Raw genomic sequence first — 16,240 nt, 5'->3', positions numbered from 1 at the left:
GATAAGAAACTTTTTATTTATATCTTTTATGATTGCAAAAATGAAAATTTGAAAATGAGAAATTCAGATCAAAAAAAATATATTGAAACACTTTTGCGATATGAAAAAAAATTTACACAAGATGAATTAAAAGATTTCAAAATGTTTGCAAAAAGAAATAAAGATGATGAAGATTTGGATAATATTTCTTTCCAAAAGCTGAAAAATCTTTACACAAAATATTATGTAAACAGAGAAAAAATTGATATCAACGAATTTTTTAAGAAGAAATAATTTTTGAGGATTTAATGAATAAAAATATGCTTCACAAAATAATTGGCGGTTTTGTTTTTTTCATCACTGCATTTGTTTACTTTTTAACAGTTCAACCTTCGGTTTCCTTTTGGGATTGTGGTGAATTTATTGCTTCATCAAATTTATTGCAAGTTCCGCATCCTCCGGGAACTCCGTTTTTCTTAATTCTGGGCAGATTTTTTGCAATGATTCCTTTTGCGGAAAATATTGCATTTAGAGTAAATACAATTTCGGTCTTGTCAAGCGCATTTACAGTTCTTTTTCTTTATTTAATTGCCGTAAAATTAATTGAATATTACAAAAGAAATGAAAACGGAAATTTGTTTGAGTCAATAATTACTTACGTTTCTGCCGCAATTGGAGCTTTATCTTTAGCTTTCAGCGATACTTTTTGGTTTAACTCAATGGAAGCAGAAGTTTATGCTTTGGCAACATTTTTTATTGCATTCGTAACTTGGTTAATGGTTGTTTGGAATGAAAAAGCTGATGAAGAAGACAACGAAAAATATTTATTGATGATTGCTTATTTAGTCGGATTATCAACCGGCGTGCATTTGATGGCAGTCTTGGCTTTGGTGCCGATTGTTTTGGTAATTTATACAAGAAAATATTTAACTGATGAAAAACATTTTAAGGAAACAGCTTATATTTTTCTTGGTCATTCGGTTGTAATTTTAATTGTCGCAGCAGCTTTGTGGGCGTCTGCACCGACAAATCCACCATCAGCAGAAGAACACGAAGCATTTGATTCTAAGTTTTTGGTTTTTTCAATATTTACAAGTGCAATAATTATGGGAATTTTCTTTAAGAAAATTTTCCACAGAAATTCATTTTATATTCCAATTGTAATTGGCGGAATTACACTTTTTGCAACTTACCCGGGAATTGTAAAACATATTCCAAACGTAATTTCAAAATTAGGCGGTAATGATTTAACATTAGATATAATTATAATTTTAGCTTTATCCGGAATTATTGGTTTCTTAGTTTATTGGTCAGCAAAAGAAAATAAACAAACACTTCATTTAATTTTTAAAAGCTTGCTATTTGCAATTGTTGGTTTTTCATCTTATGCAATGATAATTATTAGATCAAATCAAGATACGCCGATAAACTTAAATAGCCCAAAAACTTTTCCCGAATTAGTAAGTTATTTAAATAGAGAACAATACGGCGATCAGCCAATATTTAAGAGAAGATTTACTAGAGAACCGCATCAGCAAGAAGTTTATTCAAATTACTCAAGTGATTTAGATTTCTTTTGGACATACCAAATGAATCATATGTTTAATAGATATTTATTATGGAATTATGTCGGACGTGAATCAACAGTTGAAGATGCCGGAATTAAACTTTCTCAATTGTGGGCTGTTCCATTTATTGTTGCGTTATTTGGAATTTTCTATCACTATAAGCGCGATTGGAAACTTGCTACCGTATTTTTAATAATGTTTATTTTCCTCGGATACTTAACTGCATTTTATCAAAACCAGCAGCAGCCGCAGCCGAGAGAAAGAGATTATTTTTATGTTGGTGCATTTTTCGTTTTTTCAATTTGGATTGCTCTTGGTATAAGAGGAATTTTCGATTTGCTTTCAGAATTCCTCGCAAACTCAAGTGTTAAGAAACCAATATTTACAGCAATTGCAATCTTAATGATGATTCTAATTCCAGCAAACATGTTAAGTTCAAATTATTTCAAAAATAATAGATCAAGAAATTTTGTGCCTTGGGATTATTCATATAACATTTTACAAAGTGCTGCGCCAAACGCAATAATTTTTACAAACGGCGATAATGATACTTTCCCGCTTTGGTATTTGCAAGATGTTGAAGGCGTTAGACGTGATGTTAGAATTGCAAATTTAAGTTTGCTAAACACACCATGGTACATTTTTCAATTGAAAGATACGGAACCGCACGGAGCGCCGAAAATTAAAATGAATTTAACCGATGCGCAAATTGCTGCAATTGCTCCAAGTCAATGGAAAACAAGAAATATTTCGGTTCCAATTTCACCAAATATATATAAGGAATTTGGTATTACAGATACTTCAATTACTAACAAAGGAATGATTTCTTGGAAGATGGAACCTTCAGTAAATTTTGGTAGCGTTCAAGCTGTTAGAGCTCAAGATATTGTTGCAATGGATATTGTTAGAGCCAATATAAATGACCGTCCAATTTACTTTGCGGTAACAACTCCTGATAATAGTAAAATTGGTTTAAATAATTATATGGAAATGGAAGGCTTGGCATATCGCATTACACCAAAAACTAATACCGATTATTTTTCATCCATAAATCCTAAAATTCTTTGGAAACAATTGATGGAAGAACCGAATGATTATAATACAAATTATCAACCGGGATTTAAATTTAGAGGATTAAACGACAGTACAATTTTCATGGATGATAATCATACAAGATTAACTTTAAATTATCGACACGCTTTTTTACAGTTAGCAAATTATTATTTGAGCGAATTGAAGGATAACGAAAAAACTGTACAAGTTTTAGATAAATTGGAAGAAAAAATTCCAAGAAAAATAATTCCTTTGGATTATAGACTTCAATATAATTTTGCTAATTTTTATTTAATTGCCGGAAGACGCGATAAATTTATTGAATATGCAAAAGAGATTGAAATTCAAGCATTAGCAGATTTGGACAAAAACGGATATATTCCATCCGGGGATTACAATCCATATATTGTATTAAAACAAATTTATGATAATCTAGGTGAATATGATAAGTTTATTGCGCTCTTAAATAAACTAAAAGAGGCTGTTCCAAATGATCCATCGGTTGAAAGATTAATAGATCAATATAAACAATTATCAAATAAATCAGCTCCGCAAATTCCTCCGCAGAATAAATAGATTTAATAAAATTTTTCAAACCTTCGAGGTTTTATAATCCCCCGAAGGTTTAATCTCTATCGTCAACCAACACTTTTTCAAAAGCTTTTCTTTGTTCCAACGTTAATCTATGCGGTTTTTTTGTTTTAAGATTAATAAATAATCCTAACTGATTTCCCGTAGCGGCTAATTCATTTTTACTATTATAAAAATTAAAACTCATTATTGCCGAAGCATTTTTTAATTCGGAAACCCAAATTTCTATTTTTACTTTTTCTGCTAAATACAAAGATTTTTTATACTTAATTTCTGTTTGGGCAAGTATTGGTGCAATATTTTCTTTTTCTAATAAATCAAAAGTAAGTCCAATATATTCCAATAATTTAGTTCTGCCAATTTCCATCCACTCTATATAAATAATATTATTTAGGTGCCCAACATAATCAACTTGATGAGTATAAACTTCCTGCTCAAAAATTACTTTGCTCATTAAAACTCCTAATTATTATTTAACTCAAATTTTATAAAATCAACTATTTCCTCAGCTGAATTATGACATTTAACTAATCCCGTTCTTTTCTTTTCATAGTCTAATCTTTCATCCATTACAACAATAATTTTTTCCCACATAGTTCCAAAACATGAAATTGGTTTTTGCTCAATAATATTTTTGTTTATCAATTCCCAAACTACAGCAAGTTCCAAAAAAGTTCCGGTTCCGCCGGGAAGAATAATAAATGCATCACCGTATTTTATAAGATTATCAATTCGTTCAAAAAGTGTATCGCACTTTACTTCGTTGGTTAAATGTTGAGTTGTTATAGAATTAAAAATATCAACTGTAATTCCAATTGCAGATTTCCCTTCTTCCATTGCGCCTTTAGAAACAGCATCCATAATTCCCTGAGCACCGCCCGAACAAATATTAAATCCATTTTGAGCTAAAAGTTTTCCTATTTTATAGGCATTTTCATATTCTTCGCTTCCGGGTTGTGGAATTGCACTTCCAAAAACAGTAACAATTTTGGGATTCATTTATTAACCAATTTATTTACCAATAATTTTACCGACTAAATCCTTATACAAATAAATTTATTTTAGATTTCATCAAGAAATTTTAATTATTGATTTAAATATAACGTTAAGAAAATAAGGTTTAAAACTTAAAGTGAATATTTTACACATAATTACGCATAAATTTGATATTTTTGAAAACTCATTTCAATAACATTGGAGATTTTTTATGGTTTCGCAAGATTTTATGGAGTTGGAAGATAAATTTGGAGCACATAATTATCATCCTTTGCCGGTTGTTTTGGCAAAAGGTGAAGGAGTATTTTTGTGGGATGTTGAAGGAAAAAAATATTACGATTTTCTTTCCGCATATTCTGCTGTTAATCAAGGTCATTGTCATCCCAAAATTATAAATACATTAATTGAACAGGCAAAAATTTTAACACTTACTTCACGCGCATTTTATAATGATGCTCTTGGTCCATATGAAAAATATATAACAGAATATTTTGGATATGATAAAGTTTTGCCGATGAACTCCGGAGCCGAAGCTGATGAAACTGCATTAAAAATTTGTCGCCGCTGGGCTTATGATAAAAAAGGAATTCCGGAAAACGAAGCAAAAATAATTGTATGCGACGGAAATTTTCACGGAAGAACAATAACCGTAATTTCTATGTCAACTGATCCGGATTCTTATAAAGGATTTGGTCCTTACACACCGGGATTTGTAAAAATTCCTTATAACGATTTATCTGCTTTAGAAAAAGCACTTGAAGATAAAAATGTTGCGGGATTTTTGGTTGAACCAATTCAAGGTGAAGCGGGAGTTTTTGTTCCCGATGAAGGATATTTGAAAAAAGCTTATGATTTGTGCAAATCCAAAAATGTACTTTTTATTGCCGATGAAGTACAAACCGGAATTGCAAGAACAGGAAAACTTTTAGCATGCGATCACGAAAATGTTAAACCGGATATTTTAATTTTAGGCAAAGCATTATCTGGCGGAGTTATGCCGGTTTCCGCAGTTTTAGCAAATGATGAAATTATGCTTGTAATAAAACCGGGTGAACACGGCTCTACATTTGGCGGAAATCCGCTTGCATGCAAAATTGCAATTACAGCTTTAGAAGTTGTAAAAGAAGAAAAATTAGCTGAAAATGCTGAAAATTTAGGTAAACTTTTTAGAGATGAATTAGCAAAAATTAATTCTGATATGATAGAATTAATACGCGGGAAAGGTTTATTAAACGCAATTATTATTAAACCTAAAAACGGAAAAGAAGCTTGGGATGTTTGCTTGAAAATGAAAGAAAACGGTTTACTTGCAAAACCAACTCATCAACATATAATAAGATTTGCGCCGCCTTTGGTAATTAATGAAGAGCAAATTTTAGAAGCTGTAGAAATAATTAAAAAATCACTTGTAGAGATTTAGTACCTTCAACATTTATAAAGATGCGATCTTTTTTTAAAGATCGTATCTTTTAATTTTTTACACCAATTAAATTATCTTAAATTTAAATTACTTACTTTTTTTTCACTTTTGACTTTTCACATATTCTTTGCAGCATTTAGCCATTGATCAATTGTCATTTTGAGAAAAGTAATATTTATCGGTTTTGAAATATAATCATTCATTCCGGCAAGCAGACACTTTTCTCTATCTTTCATACTTGATTGAGCAGTTACTGCAACAATAGGAATTTTACTAACTGCTTCAGGCAAAGTTCTAATTTTTTTAGTTGTTTCCAATCCATTCAAATCTTTAAGTTCAATATCCATAAGTACTAAATTATAATTTCCATTTGAAACTTTTTGAATTGCATCAAAACCGTTATCAACACAATCAACATAATAACCGGCATCTTCCAATAATTTTTTTTCAACTTTTCTGCTTATTGGATTATCTTCAACAAGCAATAATTTGGGCTTGTTAGTATAAATTATATCAAATTGATTTTCATCGTTTACGTTTTCATTTTCGTTTTTTGCATTGTTTACACTTTTCAAATTAAGGCTAAAACCAAACTTACTTCCCTTTCCAATTTCAGATTTTGCAAAAAGATTTCCATCCATAAGTTTTAATAATTCTTTACAAATTAAAACGTGAAGCATATTTGTCGTTATTTTAGTTTTTCCCATTTCCTTATTCAGATCTATACCTAAAAGTTCATCTAACTTTGTTTTTTCAATTCCATTGCTTGAATCTTCAATTGTTGTAAGAAGTTCAAATTTCTTATCTTGATTAATTCTTGAGCTGATTAAAATTTTTATTGTTCCCGTTTCTGTTGAATGAATTGCGTTTGCAACAAGATTAACCAAAATTTGGTTGTACTTAATTGGATCGGAAATGATTTTTTCCGGAATGTTATCACTTAAATTATATGTTAAATTTAGTTTTTTTTCTTTTAAATACGGACTAACTGACGAAATTACTTTTTCAATTTCATCACTTAATTTAAATTCAGTTTCGAGAATATCAATTTCGCCGTCTTCAATTTTAGAAAGCTCAACAACATCATTTAAAATACTTAATAAAGATTGAGCCGATAATTTTGCACTTCTGGAAAATTCTTTAAGTTCTTCTTCGGTTTCGAATAATCCGTTCTCTATCAAAGTTAAAAATCCCAAAACGGAATTCATTGGTGTGCGAAGCTCATGTCCTAACTTTGATAATAAGTTTGGTTTTTTATTTTTATTATTTGAAAAATTTGGAATTACATTTGGTGCAATGGTTTTATCAATTTTTCTATTTTCAATTTCCTTTTGAAGTTCCTTTTCTTTGTTAAACTGCAAAGTTACATTTTTAAGTGACCCTTCAAAAATTTGCAAATCCTTTGAACTTGAATCAACTTTGCAATCCATTAAATAAATTTCTTCATTTCCGTCTTTTCCAACAATATTCAATTTATAATTTTCAATTCTTCCTTTGCTTTCTAACTTTTTTATTAAATGCGTTTTAATTTTTTCGCTATTAATAAAATTTGTAAAAAAATTATAATTCTTTAAATCACTCTCCGGTAAATTTCCAATAATTTCGTAAAAAGATTGATTTGCAAATTTTATTGTTCCGTCTAAACCCAATTGGAATAAGGGCACAACCGATCTATCTAAATAATTTGATAAAGTATTTTCCGATTCATTTTTTTGTTCATCGTCTTCTGATGTATTAAATAACTTTTTGTTATTTGTCTTTCCAACCAAAACAAATGAATTTCTTAAATGATTTGTTAAAATAGAAATTAGTAAAAGTGACGCAACTCCGCTTCCAAAAACCCAAGAATTTATTTCATTTACTATAAAAACATTTGATAGAATTGCCGATGTTAAAAACGAAACTGCAAAATAAATTGCTGCAAATATTTGGTTTTGAATTTTCCAGATTGTAAAGTGAGACATAATCAAAACTAAAAATAGTGCTCCCATTAAATTGAATGCATAAAACTGCGGAACTCTATATGCAAAAAAACTTATCGAAATTATTATTGAAGCAAGATAAAAATGCAGTAATCCAACTTGATGTTTTCTCCCAAATTTTGAATTTAGGGTAATTAACGTAATAAAAGAAAATAAAGTAGGAAATAATCTTGCGAGATATAATTCGTAAGAAAATTGAAAGTATAGTTTAATTTCGAGAATTAAAGAAATTACTCCAAGAAGTGCAGTAATTGTTGCAGAATATTGTAAAGATTTTGAAGCAGAAAAAATTATTTTTTTAGAGGTTGAGCTGCTTTTATTCAACTGCTTATTTTCATCAATATCAAATTGAATAACTTTAAGTGCCTGACTCATTTCTAATATAAAAATTTATAAATTATTAAGAATACTATCGCTAAACATTTTACTATATTAAGCGTGCTAAAATTTTCGTTTGATTTAAATCACATTTAACTTTTAAAATTCGTATGACAGATTTTTTCTATTCAATAGATTTAGAAATTTTCAATTTCATAAATCAAACTATTTCCAACCCTATTTTCGATAAATTTTTTCCATTTATTACATCAATAAAAAATTGGATTATAGCTTATATAATTCTCTGGTTTATTTTATTTTTTAAAGGTGGAAAAAGAGGTAAAATTGCGGCAATTACTGTAATATTTTTGATTATTACATCAGACCAAATTAGTAGTAATTTACTTAAAAATTTTTTTGATAGAATTAGACCTTGCAATGCTTTGGATAATGTTAATCTTTTAATTAGTAAAACAAAATCATTTTCATTTCCTTCTTCGCATGCGGTAAATAATTTTGCAGTAGCTACATTTTTCTATAAATTGTATCCAAAATTTAAATGGATTTTATTTACAATTGCCGCATTAATGGCATTTTCCAGACCTTATGTCGGCGTGCATTATCCATCTGATATATTTTTCGGAGCAATTATTGGAATTTTTATTGGTTTAATTTTTTCAATTTTAGTAAAATTTATTGAACAAAAAATTAGTAAAAGTTAATGATTGAGAATTATGAAAACAAAACTTGATATAGCAAAAAATTGGCTGCCGCGTTATACCGGAACGAAATTAGAAAGTTTTGGTGAATATTTTTTATTAACCAATTTCAATAATTATGTTTCCAAATTTGCAGAACAATTTAATTGTGATGTTAGCGGTGAAGGCAGACCAATGCAAGCCGCCACAAATTCCGCCGGCTTATCAATTATAAATTTTGGTATCGGATCTGCAAATGCCGCAACAATTATGGATTTGTTAATTGCAAAAGCTCCAAAGGGAATTTTATTTTTGGGCAAATGCGGCGGATTGAAAAAATCAACGGAACTTGGACATTTTATTTTGCCAACTGCAGCAATTAGAGGAGACGGAACAAGCAATGAATATATGCCTCCGGAAGTTCCCGCACTTCCTTCTTTTAAACTTCACAAATTTGTTTCGGATAAAATTGTTGCTCACAACTTAGAATATAGAACCGGCGTAGTTTATACTTCGAACAGAAGAGTTTGGGAATGGGATAACGATTTTAAAGAATATCTGAAAAAATTAGGTACAATTGGAATTGATATGGAAACCGCAACAATTTTTATTGCCGGTTATGCAAATCAAATTGTTAGAGGTGCTTTATTGTTGGTGTCTGATCTTCCGATGCTGCCGGAAGGCGTAAAAACTGAAGAATCCGACTTAATAGTAACTAAAAATTTTGTAGATCTTCATCTTCAAATTGGAATTGAAGCAATGACAGATATTGAAGCTAAAGGTGAAACAATTAAACATTTTACATTTTAGAAACATTTGATGAATATCTTTGTAACATAAGAAATGATTTTGGGAGACTAAATGAAAAATTATTTAACAAAACTAAATATGATATTTCTTTTTTTAATTACCGGATATAATTTTACTAATGCACAAATTTCCGAAGCAGATGTAAAAACGGCATTAACCAATATTTTTAATGTAAGTGTTGATGAAAATTATAATAACGCGGCAAATTTATTTCTGTTTGAAAAAACAAATGAAAAAAGAAGTTACAATACATCTGTAAGTGACGAATTAAAATCAGTGAAAAGACAATGTAAAAAAATTAAAGCTTATATTGATTTAAGTGATTCATATGAATTTAGCGGATTTAAAACAGCAAATATAGATGGATTAAATGGAGCAATTTTAAATGTAATTTTTAAGAGCGGTGATCAAAAACTAAATATTGCATTTACATTTGTAAATATTTCTGGGAAAATTCTTTTAGCTAATTTTAAATAAATTTTATTTTGCATACTTGCCTAAATAATCAACTCCCTTTTGTGCAATTTCCCATTTTTTATTTGAAGATTCATGCGTTAATAAACCTTCATCAATCATTGTTGCGGTTTCAAAATATAAATTAGTTAACCATCTTTCTTTATCATCTTCATTTGATATTTCAAAATCTGCGCTCGTTAATTTATTTCTCATATCTCTTTTTACAAAATCTATTACTTCGCTTTCTTCAGAACTTCCGCCTAAAAATATCAGAGATTTTAAAATTGGAATCCTAAAATTATTTTGTGCAGTTACGGTAATTTTTTCATTTTCTTCCTCTTCAACATCATTCTCAAAAATATCATCATCAAATTCTTCATTGTTCTCTGGTTCAGCAATTTCATTTTTTATCACTTTTTTAATTTCTTTTTTTGATTCATGATTTATTTCAATTTCGTAAAATGCTTGTCGTGCATCTTTTAATTTTTCATAAAAATTTTGATAAGGCAGAATTTTGGAAATTAATTTCTGTGCTTCAACAATACTTCCATTTAAAATTTCTTCAGAACTTTTAAGTTTTAAATCCGATATAAAATTATCAACATTATCAAATAAATTGTTTACACTTTTTTTAATTTCATTGTGATTCATTTTTTCCTCAATTACAAATAAAATTTTATCATTTTTTGTATTTGTATAATCGAATAAAAAATGTTACAATTAATAGAAATTTTCAAACTCAAATGTTTATTTAATTTTAGGGGAGAAGTTATGGAAAAGAATGTTGGTGGAAACGATAAAAATATCCGACTTGTAGTTGGGATAATTTTATTAATTGTTGGTTTACTAGGTTCACTTTGGATTGTTGGATTAATTGGTGTTGTTTTAATTGGCACAGCAGTTATGGGTTTTTGCCCGGTTTATATACCATTAAAAAAGAATACTTTTAAAGATGTCAAATAACATTGGAAAAATTGGCTGGATTGATTTAACTACAACTGATTCTGAAAAAATTAGAGATTTTTATTCAAAAGTTGCTGGATGGAAATTTGATAATATTTCGATGGGAGATTACAACGATTACGTTATGTTATCTCCCAATAATGAACCTGTTTCCGGAATTTGTCGCAAACTTGGAACCAATAAAGATTTACCAAATCAGTGGTTAATTTATATTACTGTTGAAAACTTAGAACAAAGTTTGGAAGACTGTTTAAAGTTAGGCGGTAAAATTATTTCTGGTCCTATAAATTACGGCGATATTGCAAAATATTGTATAATTGAAGATCCTTCCGGTGCAGTTGCAGCTTTATACTCAGAAAATAAGCAAATTAAAATTTAATTAAAGACTTTGTATCTTCTTAAAATTTTATTTAATTATTCTTTCTGATAAAATTTGAATTTGTAAAATTGTTTAAAAATCCATCAGCTAACGGATTCTGAATAACATTTTGGAAATTATTGTAATTTCTTATTATCAAACAATTTTCATAACTGCTTCTCAAATAATTTTTCGATAAAATTATTTACAAGACCTTGTCTCTTATTTTTTGATAAATTCAAATTTAGAAAATAACTTACTGATTAAAATTATTTGGGAAATCTTTTCTTCAAGTAAAAATTGGAGGAAAATTCAAAATATTGTAAAAAAATACTGACATTTTACAATTTAGTAAAATTTTATCCTTGATTTTATCATAATTTATCCTTACATATATAAAGTAATCTTTCAAAGATTTACTTTAAAATAAGATATTGTAGCAGGATAAAATGCACCAGCAAGAATTAAATATTTCATCTGTTCAAAAGAATTTGCCAAAAATTATGGACATGGTAATTCACGGGGACGAAATTATTATTACAAAATCTGATATTCCTATTGCAAAAATTTCTCCCATTGAGGAAAACAGACCAAATTATGTAAGCAGTTTTTTAAGGGCAAAGACTATTGAAACAAAAAGAAGTATGTTTATGGATTCCCCAGAAAATTGGTTCGGTTAGTAGATTTAATAATTATTTTGGGGAATTTTAGACTTTTTTGACTTCTTTTCGGTTTCCGAATTGGACTAAAGCCACACCGGAAAATATAATTATTGTTCCGATTATAATATTTATATCAATTTTTTCATCCAAATAAAACCAGCCTAAAAATAATGCAATAACCGGATTTATATAAGAATACGTTGAAACAAACGCAACCGGTAGAATTGAAATCGCATAAATATATGCAACATAACCTAAAAATGATCCGAAAATTACGAGATAAATTATTGCTAAGAGTCCGTTTTTCTCAAAAACAAAATTTTCAAATTCTCCTAAAAATAATGCAATTATTAACTGAAGAATTCCAGCGGCAATCATTTGAATTGCCGCACGCATAAGCGGCGGAGAACTAAATTTTTTATATTTCGCATATAAACTTCCAATTGACCAAACTATTATTGTTAAGAAAATAAATAATATTCCTAAAAAATATCCCGGTCTAAATAAATTTTCAAAATCACTTATAAAAATTAATGAAACTCCCAGAAAGCCAACTACCAATCCGCTAAAAATTATTTTATTAAATTTGGGTCCGTTCGGTAAAAATGATTCAATTCCCACAACCCAAAACGGCATTGTTGTAATTAACAAACTTGCCAATCCGCTTGGAATCCATTGTTCTGCAATTACCAAAAATCCGTTTGAAAAACCAATTAACATTATTCCAATAAATATTAAATGTTTAATTTCTTTTTTTGGGGGTAATTTGTTTTTAAAAAGAATTAAAACAAGAAATAAAATTGGACCGGCAATAATCCATCTTAATCCCGCAAACAACATCGGCGGAAATGTTTCAACTCCAATTTTTATTGCAATGTAAGTTGTTCCCCAAACAATGCAGATTGAAACCCAAGCTAAATAGGCTTTTATTTCGGATTTATCCAAACTTTTTATTCTCAAAATTGATTAAGAAATATAAATAAGAATTATTCCAAAATTTAGTTTAGTTGGTTTTAATTAAATAACTTTTCTAATTTGGAATAAAAAAATTTTAAGAATATGGAAAATTTCAAAATTAAATTTGCGCAACAAAATGATGTTCCGATAATTTTAGATTTTATAAAAAAATTAGCTGAATATGAAAAATTATCACATCAAGTAATTGCAACTGAAGAAGAATTAAAAAAAACTTTGTTTGATGAAAAAAGTAATGCGGAAGTAATTCTTGGATATTTTAATGAAACTCCAGTAGCGTTTGCACTTTTCTTTCATAATTACTCAACATTTTTAGCCAAGAAAGGAATTTATTTAGAAGATTTATTTGTACTTGAAGAATTTAGAAGAAATAGTTTTGGAAAACAAATGCTCAAATTTTTGGCTAAACTTGCAGTTGAAAGAAATTGTGGAAGATTTGAATGGTCGGTTTTGGATTGGAATACTCCGGCAATTAATTTTTACAAAAAAATTGGAGCCGAATTAAAAACAGAATGGATTTTAACAAGATTAACCGGAACTTTACTTTTAGAATTTGCAAAAGATTAAAATGAAAATAAAAGTAATCATCATTTTATTTTTTTTTATAAAGCTAAATGCACAAAATAATGAAATTGGTGCGGGAATTGGTTTAGGTTCATTTATGGGAAATTTTCCGTCACAAACAGTTTTTGGCGGAAAATTATTTTATGAATTTCAATCTCCAATAATTTATTTTGATAAAATAAATATTCACTTTTCCGCAGCACAAAAATTAGAAAAATTTCTTCCCGGAAATAATAGAATAGAATATTTCTCTTACTTTTATTCGGTTGGAACTTCTGTTTTATTTCTTCAAAATCCCAATGAAAATTTTTACGTTAGTGAAGGATTAGGTTTAATTTATTTGAATGATAGATCTTTCAGCGATATTAATTCTTGGAATTTGGGATTGTTACTAAGTTTAAATTTTGCATATCAAATAAATCCGCAATCAAAACTTGGTTTTAATTTTGATTACGGAATGACGTTTACAAATACAAATTCGAGTTATAGTTTGTTCTTAATAAATTACACTTTCGCTTTATAACTATATAGTTTAGAAAATTTAAAAAGAAACAATTTCAAAAGGTTATCTCGATACATTTTACAACTCATAAAGTTCTTTCATCAAAGTTCCGTATTGCTCAAAAGTTAATGATTGTTCGCCATCGCTTAAAGCTTTATCCGGATCGGGATGAAATTCAATCATAATTCCATGAGCACCAACAACCTTTGCAGCTTTTGCCAAAGGAGCAACTTTATCTCTAACTCCAATTGCATGAGATGGATCAACAATAATTGGCAAATGAGTAAGTTCTTTCAAAAACGGAATTGCACTTAAATCCAAAGTATTTCTTGTTGCGGTTTCAAAAGTTCTAATTCCTCGCTCGCATAAAATTACTTGTCGATTTCCGTGGGCTAAAATATATTCAGCTGCATTTAATAATTCATCAAGTGAAGACATCATTCCCCTTTTCAGCATTACAGGTCGGTGGATTCTTCCAACTTCCTTAAGAAGAGAAAAATTCTGCATATTTCTTGCGCCAATTTGTACAATATCAGAATGCAAAGCAACTTCGGTAACTTGTTCAGAAGAGAGAACTTCCGTAATTATTGGCATATCATATTTTTTTCCGGCACTTTTTAATTCGTTCAAACCGTCAAAACCCATTCCTTGAAAACTATATGGAGAAGTTCTCGGTTTAAAACATCCGCCGCGTAAAATTTGAGTTCCGTGTTCTTTTGCAAATTGCGCGCATTGAAAAATTTGATCATGAGATTCAACAGAACAAGGTCCGCCGATTACAATAAAATTATTTCCGCCGATTGAAATATCATTTACTTTTATAATTGTATCTTCCGATTTATAATCTCTGCTTGCGAGTTTATAACTTTTTGGTTTAGAAGATTTCTTTGGTTTTTCAACATTTTGAACCGGCTCGGTTTTCTTTTCTTCATCAGTTTTTCCCGCAGAAGCAGCAAGAAAATCAAGCGCAGCTTTACCAATTTCTTTTGTCGGGTAACAACCTAAAACTTTTATAAATCTTGTATGAATTCCTAAATCATCCAACAATAATTTAATTTTTTCGTCTTGAATATTACCTTCAAAATCCAAGTAAAACATTTCTTCCCAAGGATTTCCTATGATTGGACGAGATTCCAATTTTTCTATATTTACGTCAAATTTGCTGAAAACCGCTAAAGCCTTTAAAAGTGATCCGGCAGTGTGCGCTGTTGCCATAACGAGTGAAGTTTTTGCGGGAATTCTCGGATCAATTTTTTGTGTCATTCTTGAACAAACTAAAAACCTTGTAAAGTTTTCGGGTTGATTTGCAATATCTCTTTGTAAAATTTTCAAATTGAAAAAATTTGCTGCTTCTTCGCTGGCAATTGCACCAAATTCAACTTTACCTTCTTCTTTAATTTTTTTTGCAGAAAGAGCCGTATCGGCAAAATATTGAATTTTTACGTTTGGAATTGTTGCTAAAAATTTATTGCATTGCGCCGCAGCTTGATAATGAGCAAAAATTAATTCTAATTTTCCTAAAGTTGTATTTTCTGATCCAACCAAACAATGTTTTACTCTAAATTTTTCTTCGCCGATTATTGATAATTTTGTGTGAAGTAACAAATCGTAAACTTCATTAATGCCGCCGGAAGTTGTATTTTCGATTGGCAGCATTGCAAAATCAGCTCTTCCCTCTTCAACTTCCAAAGCAACTTCATCAAATCTTTCTTTGCTAATAAAAATAATTTCTTTATTAAATTGTGCAAAAAACTTTTTTGCCGCCATTGAACTGTAAGAGCCGTCAATTCCTTGAATTGCAATTCTTATAACATCGGTTCCGTTATCAAACAAAGATTTTTGAAAATGATTTTGCTGCAAACGAACTGAATCATCAATAATATCATAAAATATTTTCGAAACATAATGAGAATCCAAACCAATTTTTTTACCGGAATTTATTATACGAGAAAGTAATTCGGTTTCTCTATCCAAATCTCTAATCGGCTGATCAGATTCAATTTTTGATTCAACAATTTCCGAGCTAAATTTTCTTCTTTCGGCAAGCAATTGTAAAAGATCGTTATCAAGATTATTTATTTTTTCCCTTAAATTTTCCAGTTTTTTTGATTCTTCCATTTTTCTCACATATTTTAAAATTTTGGTTAGTGAAAGTACGAAAATTAATTATTCTAATAAAGCCATAACAGAAGCGATAAATAACTTATTAATATAAGTCATCTTTATCTTATTATAATATTTTTATATATTTACGAATATAAACCGTATAATTCGATATTATGATTACAAAATCTTATTTTATATTTATAAAAGATTCTCATTTGAAAAGTAGGTAACATTATAAA

At 29.0% G+C, this 16,240-nt stretch carries 17 protein-coding genes; 11 read left to right on the top strand and 6 right to left on the bottom strand.

Annotated elements, in window-relative coordinates:
• The first annotated feature begins 54 nt into the window (after window positions 1–54).
• Both IPH62_10445 and IPH62_10440 read left to right on the top strand, forming a co-directional pair.
• Window positions 55–273, top strand: a complete 219-nt coding sequence (locus tag IPH62_10445) for a hypothetical protein (GenBank protein MBK7105691.1) — start codon at window positions 55–57, stop codon at window positions 271–273.
• A 14-nt stretch (window positions 274–287) separates the two neighbouring features.
• Window positions 288–3,176 (top strand): DUF2723 domain-containing protein, encoded by a 2,889-nt coding sequence (locus IPH62_10440; protein MBK7105690.1) that lies wholly within the window; start codon window positions 288–290, stop codon window positions 3,174–3,176.
• Window positions 3,177–3,225: 49 nt separating this feature from the next.
• Here the strand turns inward: IPH62_10440 and IPH62_10435 are convergent, their stop codons facing one another.
• Both IPH62_10435 and IPH62_10430 read right to left on the bottom strand, forming a co-directional pair.
• Entirely contained in the window at window positions 3,226–3,645 is a 420-nt protein-coding gene (locus IPH62_10435; protein ID MBK7105689.1) for an acyl-CoA thioesterase, read from the bottom strand.
• Window positions 3,646–3,653: 8 nt separating this feature from the next.
• On the bottom strand, window positions 3,654–4,190 hold the full coding sequence (locus IPH62_10430) for an LOG family protein (GenBank protein MBK7105688.1): 537 nt from the start codon (window positions 4,188–4,190) through the stop codon (window positions 3,654–3,656).
• 208 nt (window positions 4,191–4,398) lie between these two features.
• Here IPH62_10430 and rocD point away from each other — a divergent pair, with 208 nt between their 5' ends.
• On the top strand, window positions 4,399–5,607 hold the full coding sequence (gene rocD, locus IPH62_10425; protein MBK7105687.1) for an ornithine--oxo-acid transaminase: 1,209 nt from the start codon (window positions 4,399–4,401) through the stop codon (window positions 5,605–5,607).
• 116 nt (window positions 5,608–5,723) lie between these two features.
• Here rocD and IPH62_10420 read toward each other — a convergent pair whose 3' ends face one another.
• The gene (locus tag IPH62_10420) at window positions 5,724–7,964 is read right to left on the bottom strand and encodes a response regulator (protein ID MBK7105686.1); all 2,241 of its coding nucleotides are present in this window, start codon (window positions 7,962–7,964) and stop codon (window positions 5,724–5,726) included.
• Between the two features lie 113 nt (window positions 7,965–8,077).
• Here IPH62_10420 and IPH62_10415 point away from each other — a divergent pair, with 113 nt between their 5' ends.
• Genes IPH62_10415 through IPH62_10405 form a run of 3 tightly spaced genes read left to right on the top strand, consistent with a single transcriptional unit; the run spans window position 8,078 to window position 9,892 of the window.
• Window positions 8,078–8,629 (top strand): phosphatase PAP2 family protein, encoded by a 552-nt coding sequence (locus IPH62_10415; protein MBK7105685.1) that lies wholly within the window; start codon window positions 8,078–8,080, stop codon window positions 8,627–8,629.
• 12 nt (window positions 8,630–8,641) lie between these two features.
• Window positions 8,642–9,415 carry an AMP nucleosidase gene (locus tag IPH62_10410; protein ID MBK7105684.1) on the top strand — a complete coding sequence of 258 codons (774 nt, stop codon included), beginning with the start codon at window positions 8,642–8,644 and terminating at the stop codon, window positions 9,413–9,415.
• A gap of 51 nt (window positions 9,416–9,466) precedes the next feature.
• Window positions 9,467–9,892 carry a hypothetical protein gene (locus tag IPH62_10405; GenBank protein ID MBK7105683.1) on the top strand — a complete coding sequence of 142 codons (426 nt, stop codon included), beginning with the start codon at window positions 9,467–9,469 and terminating at the stop codon, window positions 9,890–9,892.
• A gap of 3 nt (window positions 9,893–9,895) precedes the next feature.
• On the opposite strand, the gene IPH62_10400 is transcribed toward IPH62_10405, so the two are convergent.
• A complete protein-coding gene (locus IPH62_10400) occupies window positions 9,896–10,522 on the bottom strand; it encodes a hypothetical protein (GenBank protein ID MBK7105682.1) in 627 nt (208 codons plus the stop codon).
• Between the two features lie 120 nt (window positions 10,523–10,642).
• Here IPH62_10400 and IPH62_10395 point away from each other — a divergent pair, with 120 nt between their 5' ends.
• From IPH62_10395 to IPH62_10385, 3 genes are all read left to right on the top strand, one after another.
• Window positions 10,643–10,834: a DUF2892 domain-containing protein gene (locus IPH62_10395; protein ID MBK7105681.1), complete on the top strand. Its 192-nt coding sequence runs from the start codon at window positions 10,643–10,645 to the stop codon at window positions 10,832–10,834.
• Window positions 10,824–11,213 carry a VOC family protein gene (locus IPH62_10390; protein ID MBK7105680.1) on the top strand — a complete coding sequence of 130 codons (390 nt, stop codon included), beginning with the start codon at window positions 10,824–10,826 and terminating at the stop codon, window positions 11,211–11,213. Before IPH62_10395 ends, IPH62_10390 begins: the two co-directional genes overlap by 11 nt.
• Before the next feature lie 428 nt (window positions 11,214–11,641).
• Entirely contained in the window at window positions 11,642–11,872 is a 231-nt protein-coding gene (locus tag IPH62_10385; protein MBK7105679.1) for a hypothetical protein, read from the top strand.
• Window positions 11,873–11,899: 27 nt separating this feature from the next.
• Here IPH62_10385 and IPH62_10380 read toward each other — a convergent pair whose 3' ends face one another.
• A complete protein-coding gene (locus IPH62_10380) occupies window positions 11,900–12,799 on the bottom strand; it encodes an EamA family transporter (protein MBK7105678.1) in 900 nt (299 codons plus the stop codon).
• 114 nt (window positions 12,800–12,913) lie between these two features.
• Here IPH62_10380 and IPH62_10375 point away from each other — a divergent pair, with 114 nt between their 5' ends.
• Window positions 12,914–13,396, top strand: a complete 483-nt coding sequence (locus IPH62_10375; GenBank protein ID MBK7105677.1) for a GNAT family N-acetyltransferase — start codon at window positions 12,914–12,916, stop codon at window positions 13,394–13,396.
• A gap of 1 nt (window position 13,397) precedes the next feature.
• The gene (locus IPH62_10370) at window positions 13,398–13,916 is read left to right on the top strand and encodes a DUF481 domain-containing protein (GenBank protein MBK7105676.1); all 519 of its coding nucleotides are present in this window, start codon (window positions 13,398–13,400) and stop codon (window positions 13,914–13,916) included.
• Window positions 13,917–13,973: 57 nt separating this feature from the next.
• On the opposite strand, the gene IPH62_10365 is transcribed toward IPH62_10370, so the two are convergent.
• The gene (locus IPH62_10365) at window positions 13,974–16,013 is read right to left on the bottom strand and encodes a bifunctional 3-deoxy-7-phosphoheptulonate synthase/chorismate mutase (GenBank protein MBK7105675.1); all 2,040 of its coding nucleotides are present in this window, start codon (window positions 16,011–16,013) and stop codon (window positions 13,974–13,976) included.
• Window positions 16,014–16,240 lie beyond the last annotated feature (227 nt).

This window comes from Ignavibacteriota bacterium (assembly GCA_016708125.1).
In the GTDB taxonomy this organism is placed as follows: Bacteria; Bacteroidota; Ignavibacteria; order Ignavibacteriales; family Melioribacteraceae.
This window is presented reverse-complemented; position numbering and strand designations above follow the sequence as displayed.

Excerpts from the sequence above, each read along its gene's own strand:
- IPH62_10445 (MBK7105691.1), top strand. The coding sequence starts at position 55 with ATGAGAAATTCAGATCAAAAAAAATATATTGAAACACTTTTGCGATAT.
- IPH62_10440 (MBK7105690.1), top strand. The coding sequence starts at position 288 with ATGAATAAAAATATGCTTCACAAAATAATTGGCGGTTTTGTTTTTTTC.
- IPH62_10435 (MBK7105689.1), bottom strand. The coding sequence starts at position 3,645 with ATGAGCAAAGTAATTTTTGAGCAGGAAGTTTATACTCATCAAGTTGAT.
- IPH62_10430 (MBK7105688.1), bottom strand. The coding sequence starts at position 4,190 with ATGAATCCCAAAATTGTTACTGTTTTTGGAAGTGCAATTCCACAACCC.
- rocD (MBK7105687.1), top strand. The coding sequence starts at position 4,399 with ATGGTTTCGCAAGATTTTATGGAGTTGGAAGATAAATTTGGAGCACAT.
- IPH62_10420 (MBK7105686.1), bottom strand. The coding sequence starts at position 7,964 with ATGAGTCAGGCACTTAAAGTTATTCAATTTGATATTGATGAAAATAAG.
- IPH62_10415 (MBK7105685.1), top strand. The coding sequence starts at position 8,078 with ATGACAGATTTTTTCTATTCAATAGATTTAGAAATTTTCAATTTCATA.
- IPH62_10410 (MBK7105684.1), top strand. The coding sequence starts at position 8,642 with ATGAAAACAAAACTTGATATAGCAAAAAATTGGCTGCCGCGTTATACC.
- IPH62_10405 (MBK7105683.1), top strand. The coding sequence starts at position 9,467 with ATGAAAAATTATTTAACAAAACTAAATATGATATTTCTTTTTTTAATT.
- IPH62_10400 (MBK7105682.1), bottom strand. The coding sequence starts at position 10,522 with ATGAATCACAATGAAATTAAAAAAAGTGTAAACAATTTATTTGATAAT.
- IPH62_10395 (MBK7105681.1), top strand. The coding sequence starts at position 10,643 with ATGGAAAAGAATGTTGGTGGAAACGATAAAAATATCCGACTTGTAGTT.
- IPH62_10390 (MBK7105680.1), top strand. The coding sequence starts at position 10,824 with ATGTCAAATAACATTGGAAAAATTGGCTGGATTGATTTAACTACAACT.
- IPH62_10385 (MBK7105679.1), top strand. The coding sequence starts at position 11,642 with ATGCACCAGCAAGAATTAAATATTTCATCTGTTCAAAAGAATTTGCCA.
- IPH62_10375 (MBK7105677.1), top strand. The coding sequence starts at position 12,914 with ATGGAAAATTTCAAAATTAAATTTGCGCAACAAAATGATGTTCCGATA.
- IPH62_10370 (MBK7105676.1), top strand. The coding sequence starts at position 13,398 with ATGAAAATAAAAGTAATCATCATTTTATTTTTTTTTATAAAGCTAAAT.
- IPH62_10365 (MBK7105675.1), bottom strand. The coding sequence starts at position 16,013 with ATGGAAGAATCAAAAAAACTGGAAAATTTAAGGGAAAAAATAAATAAT.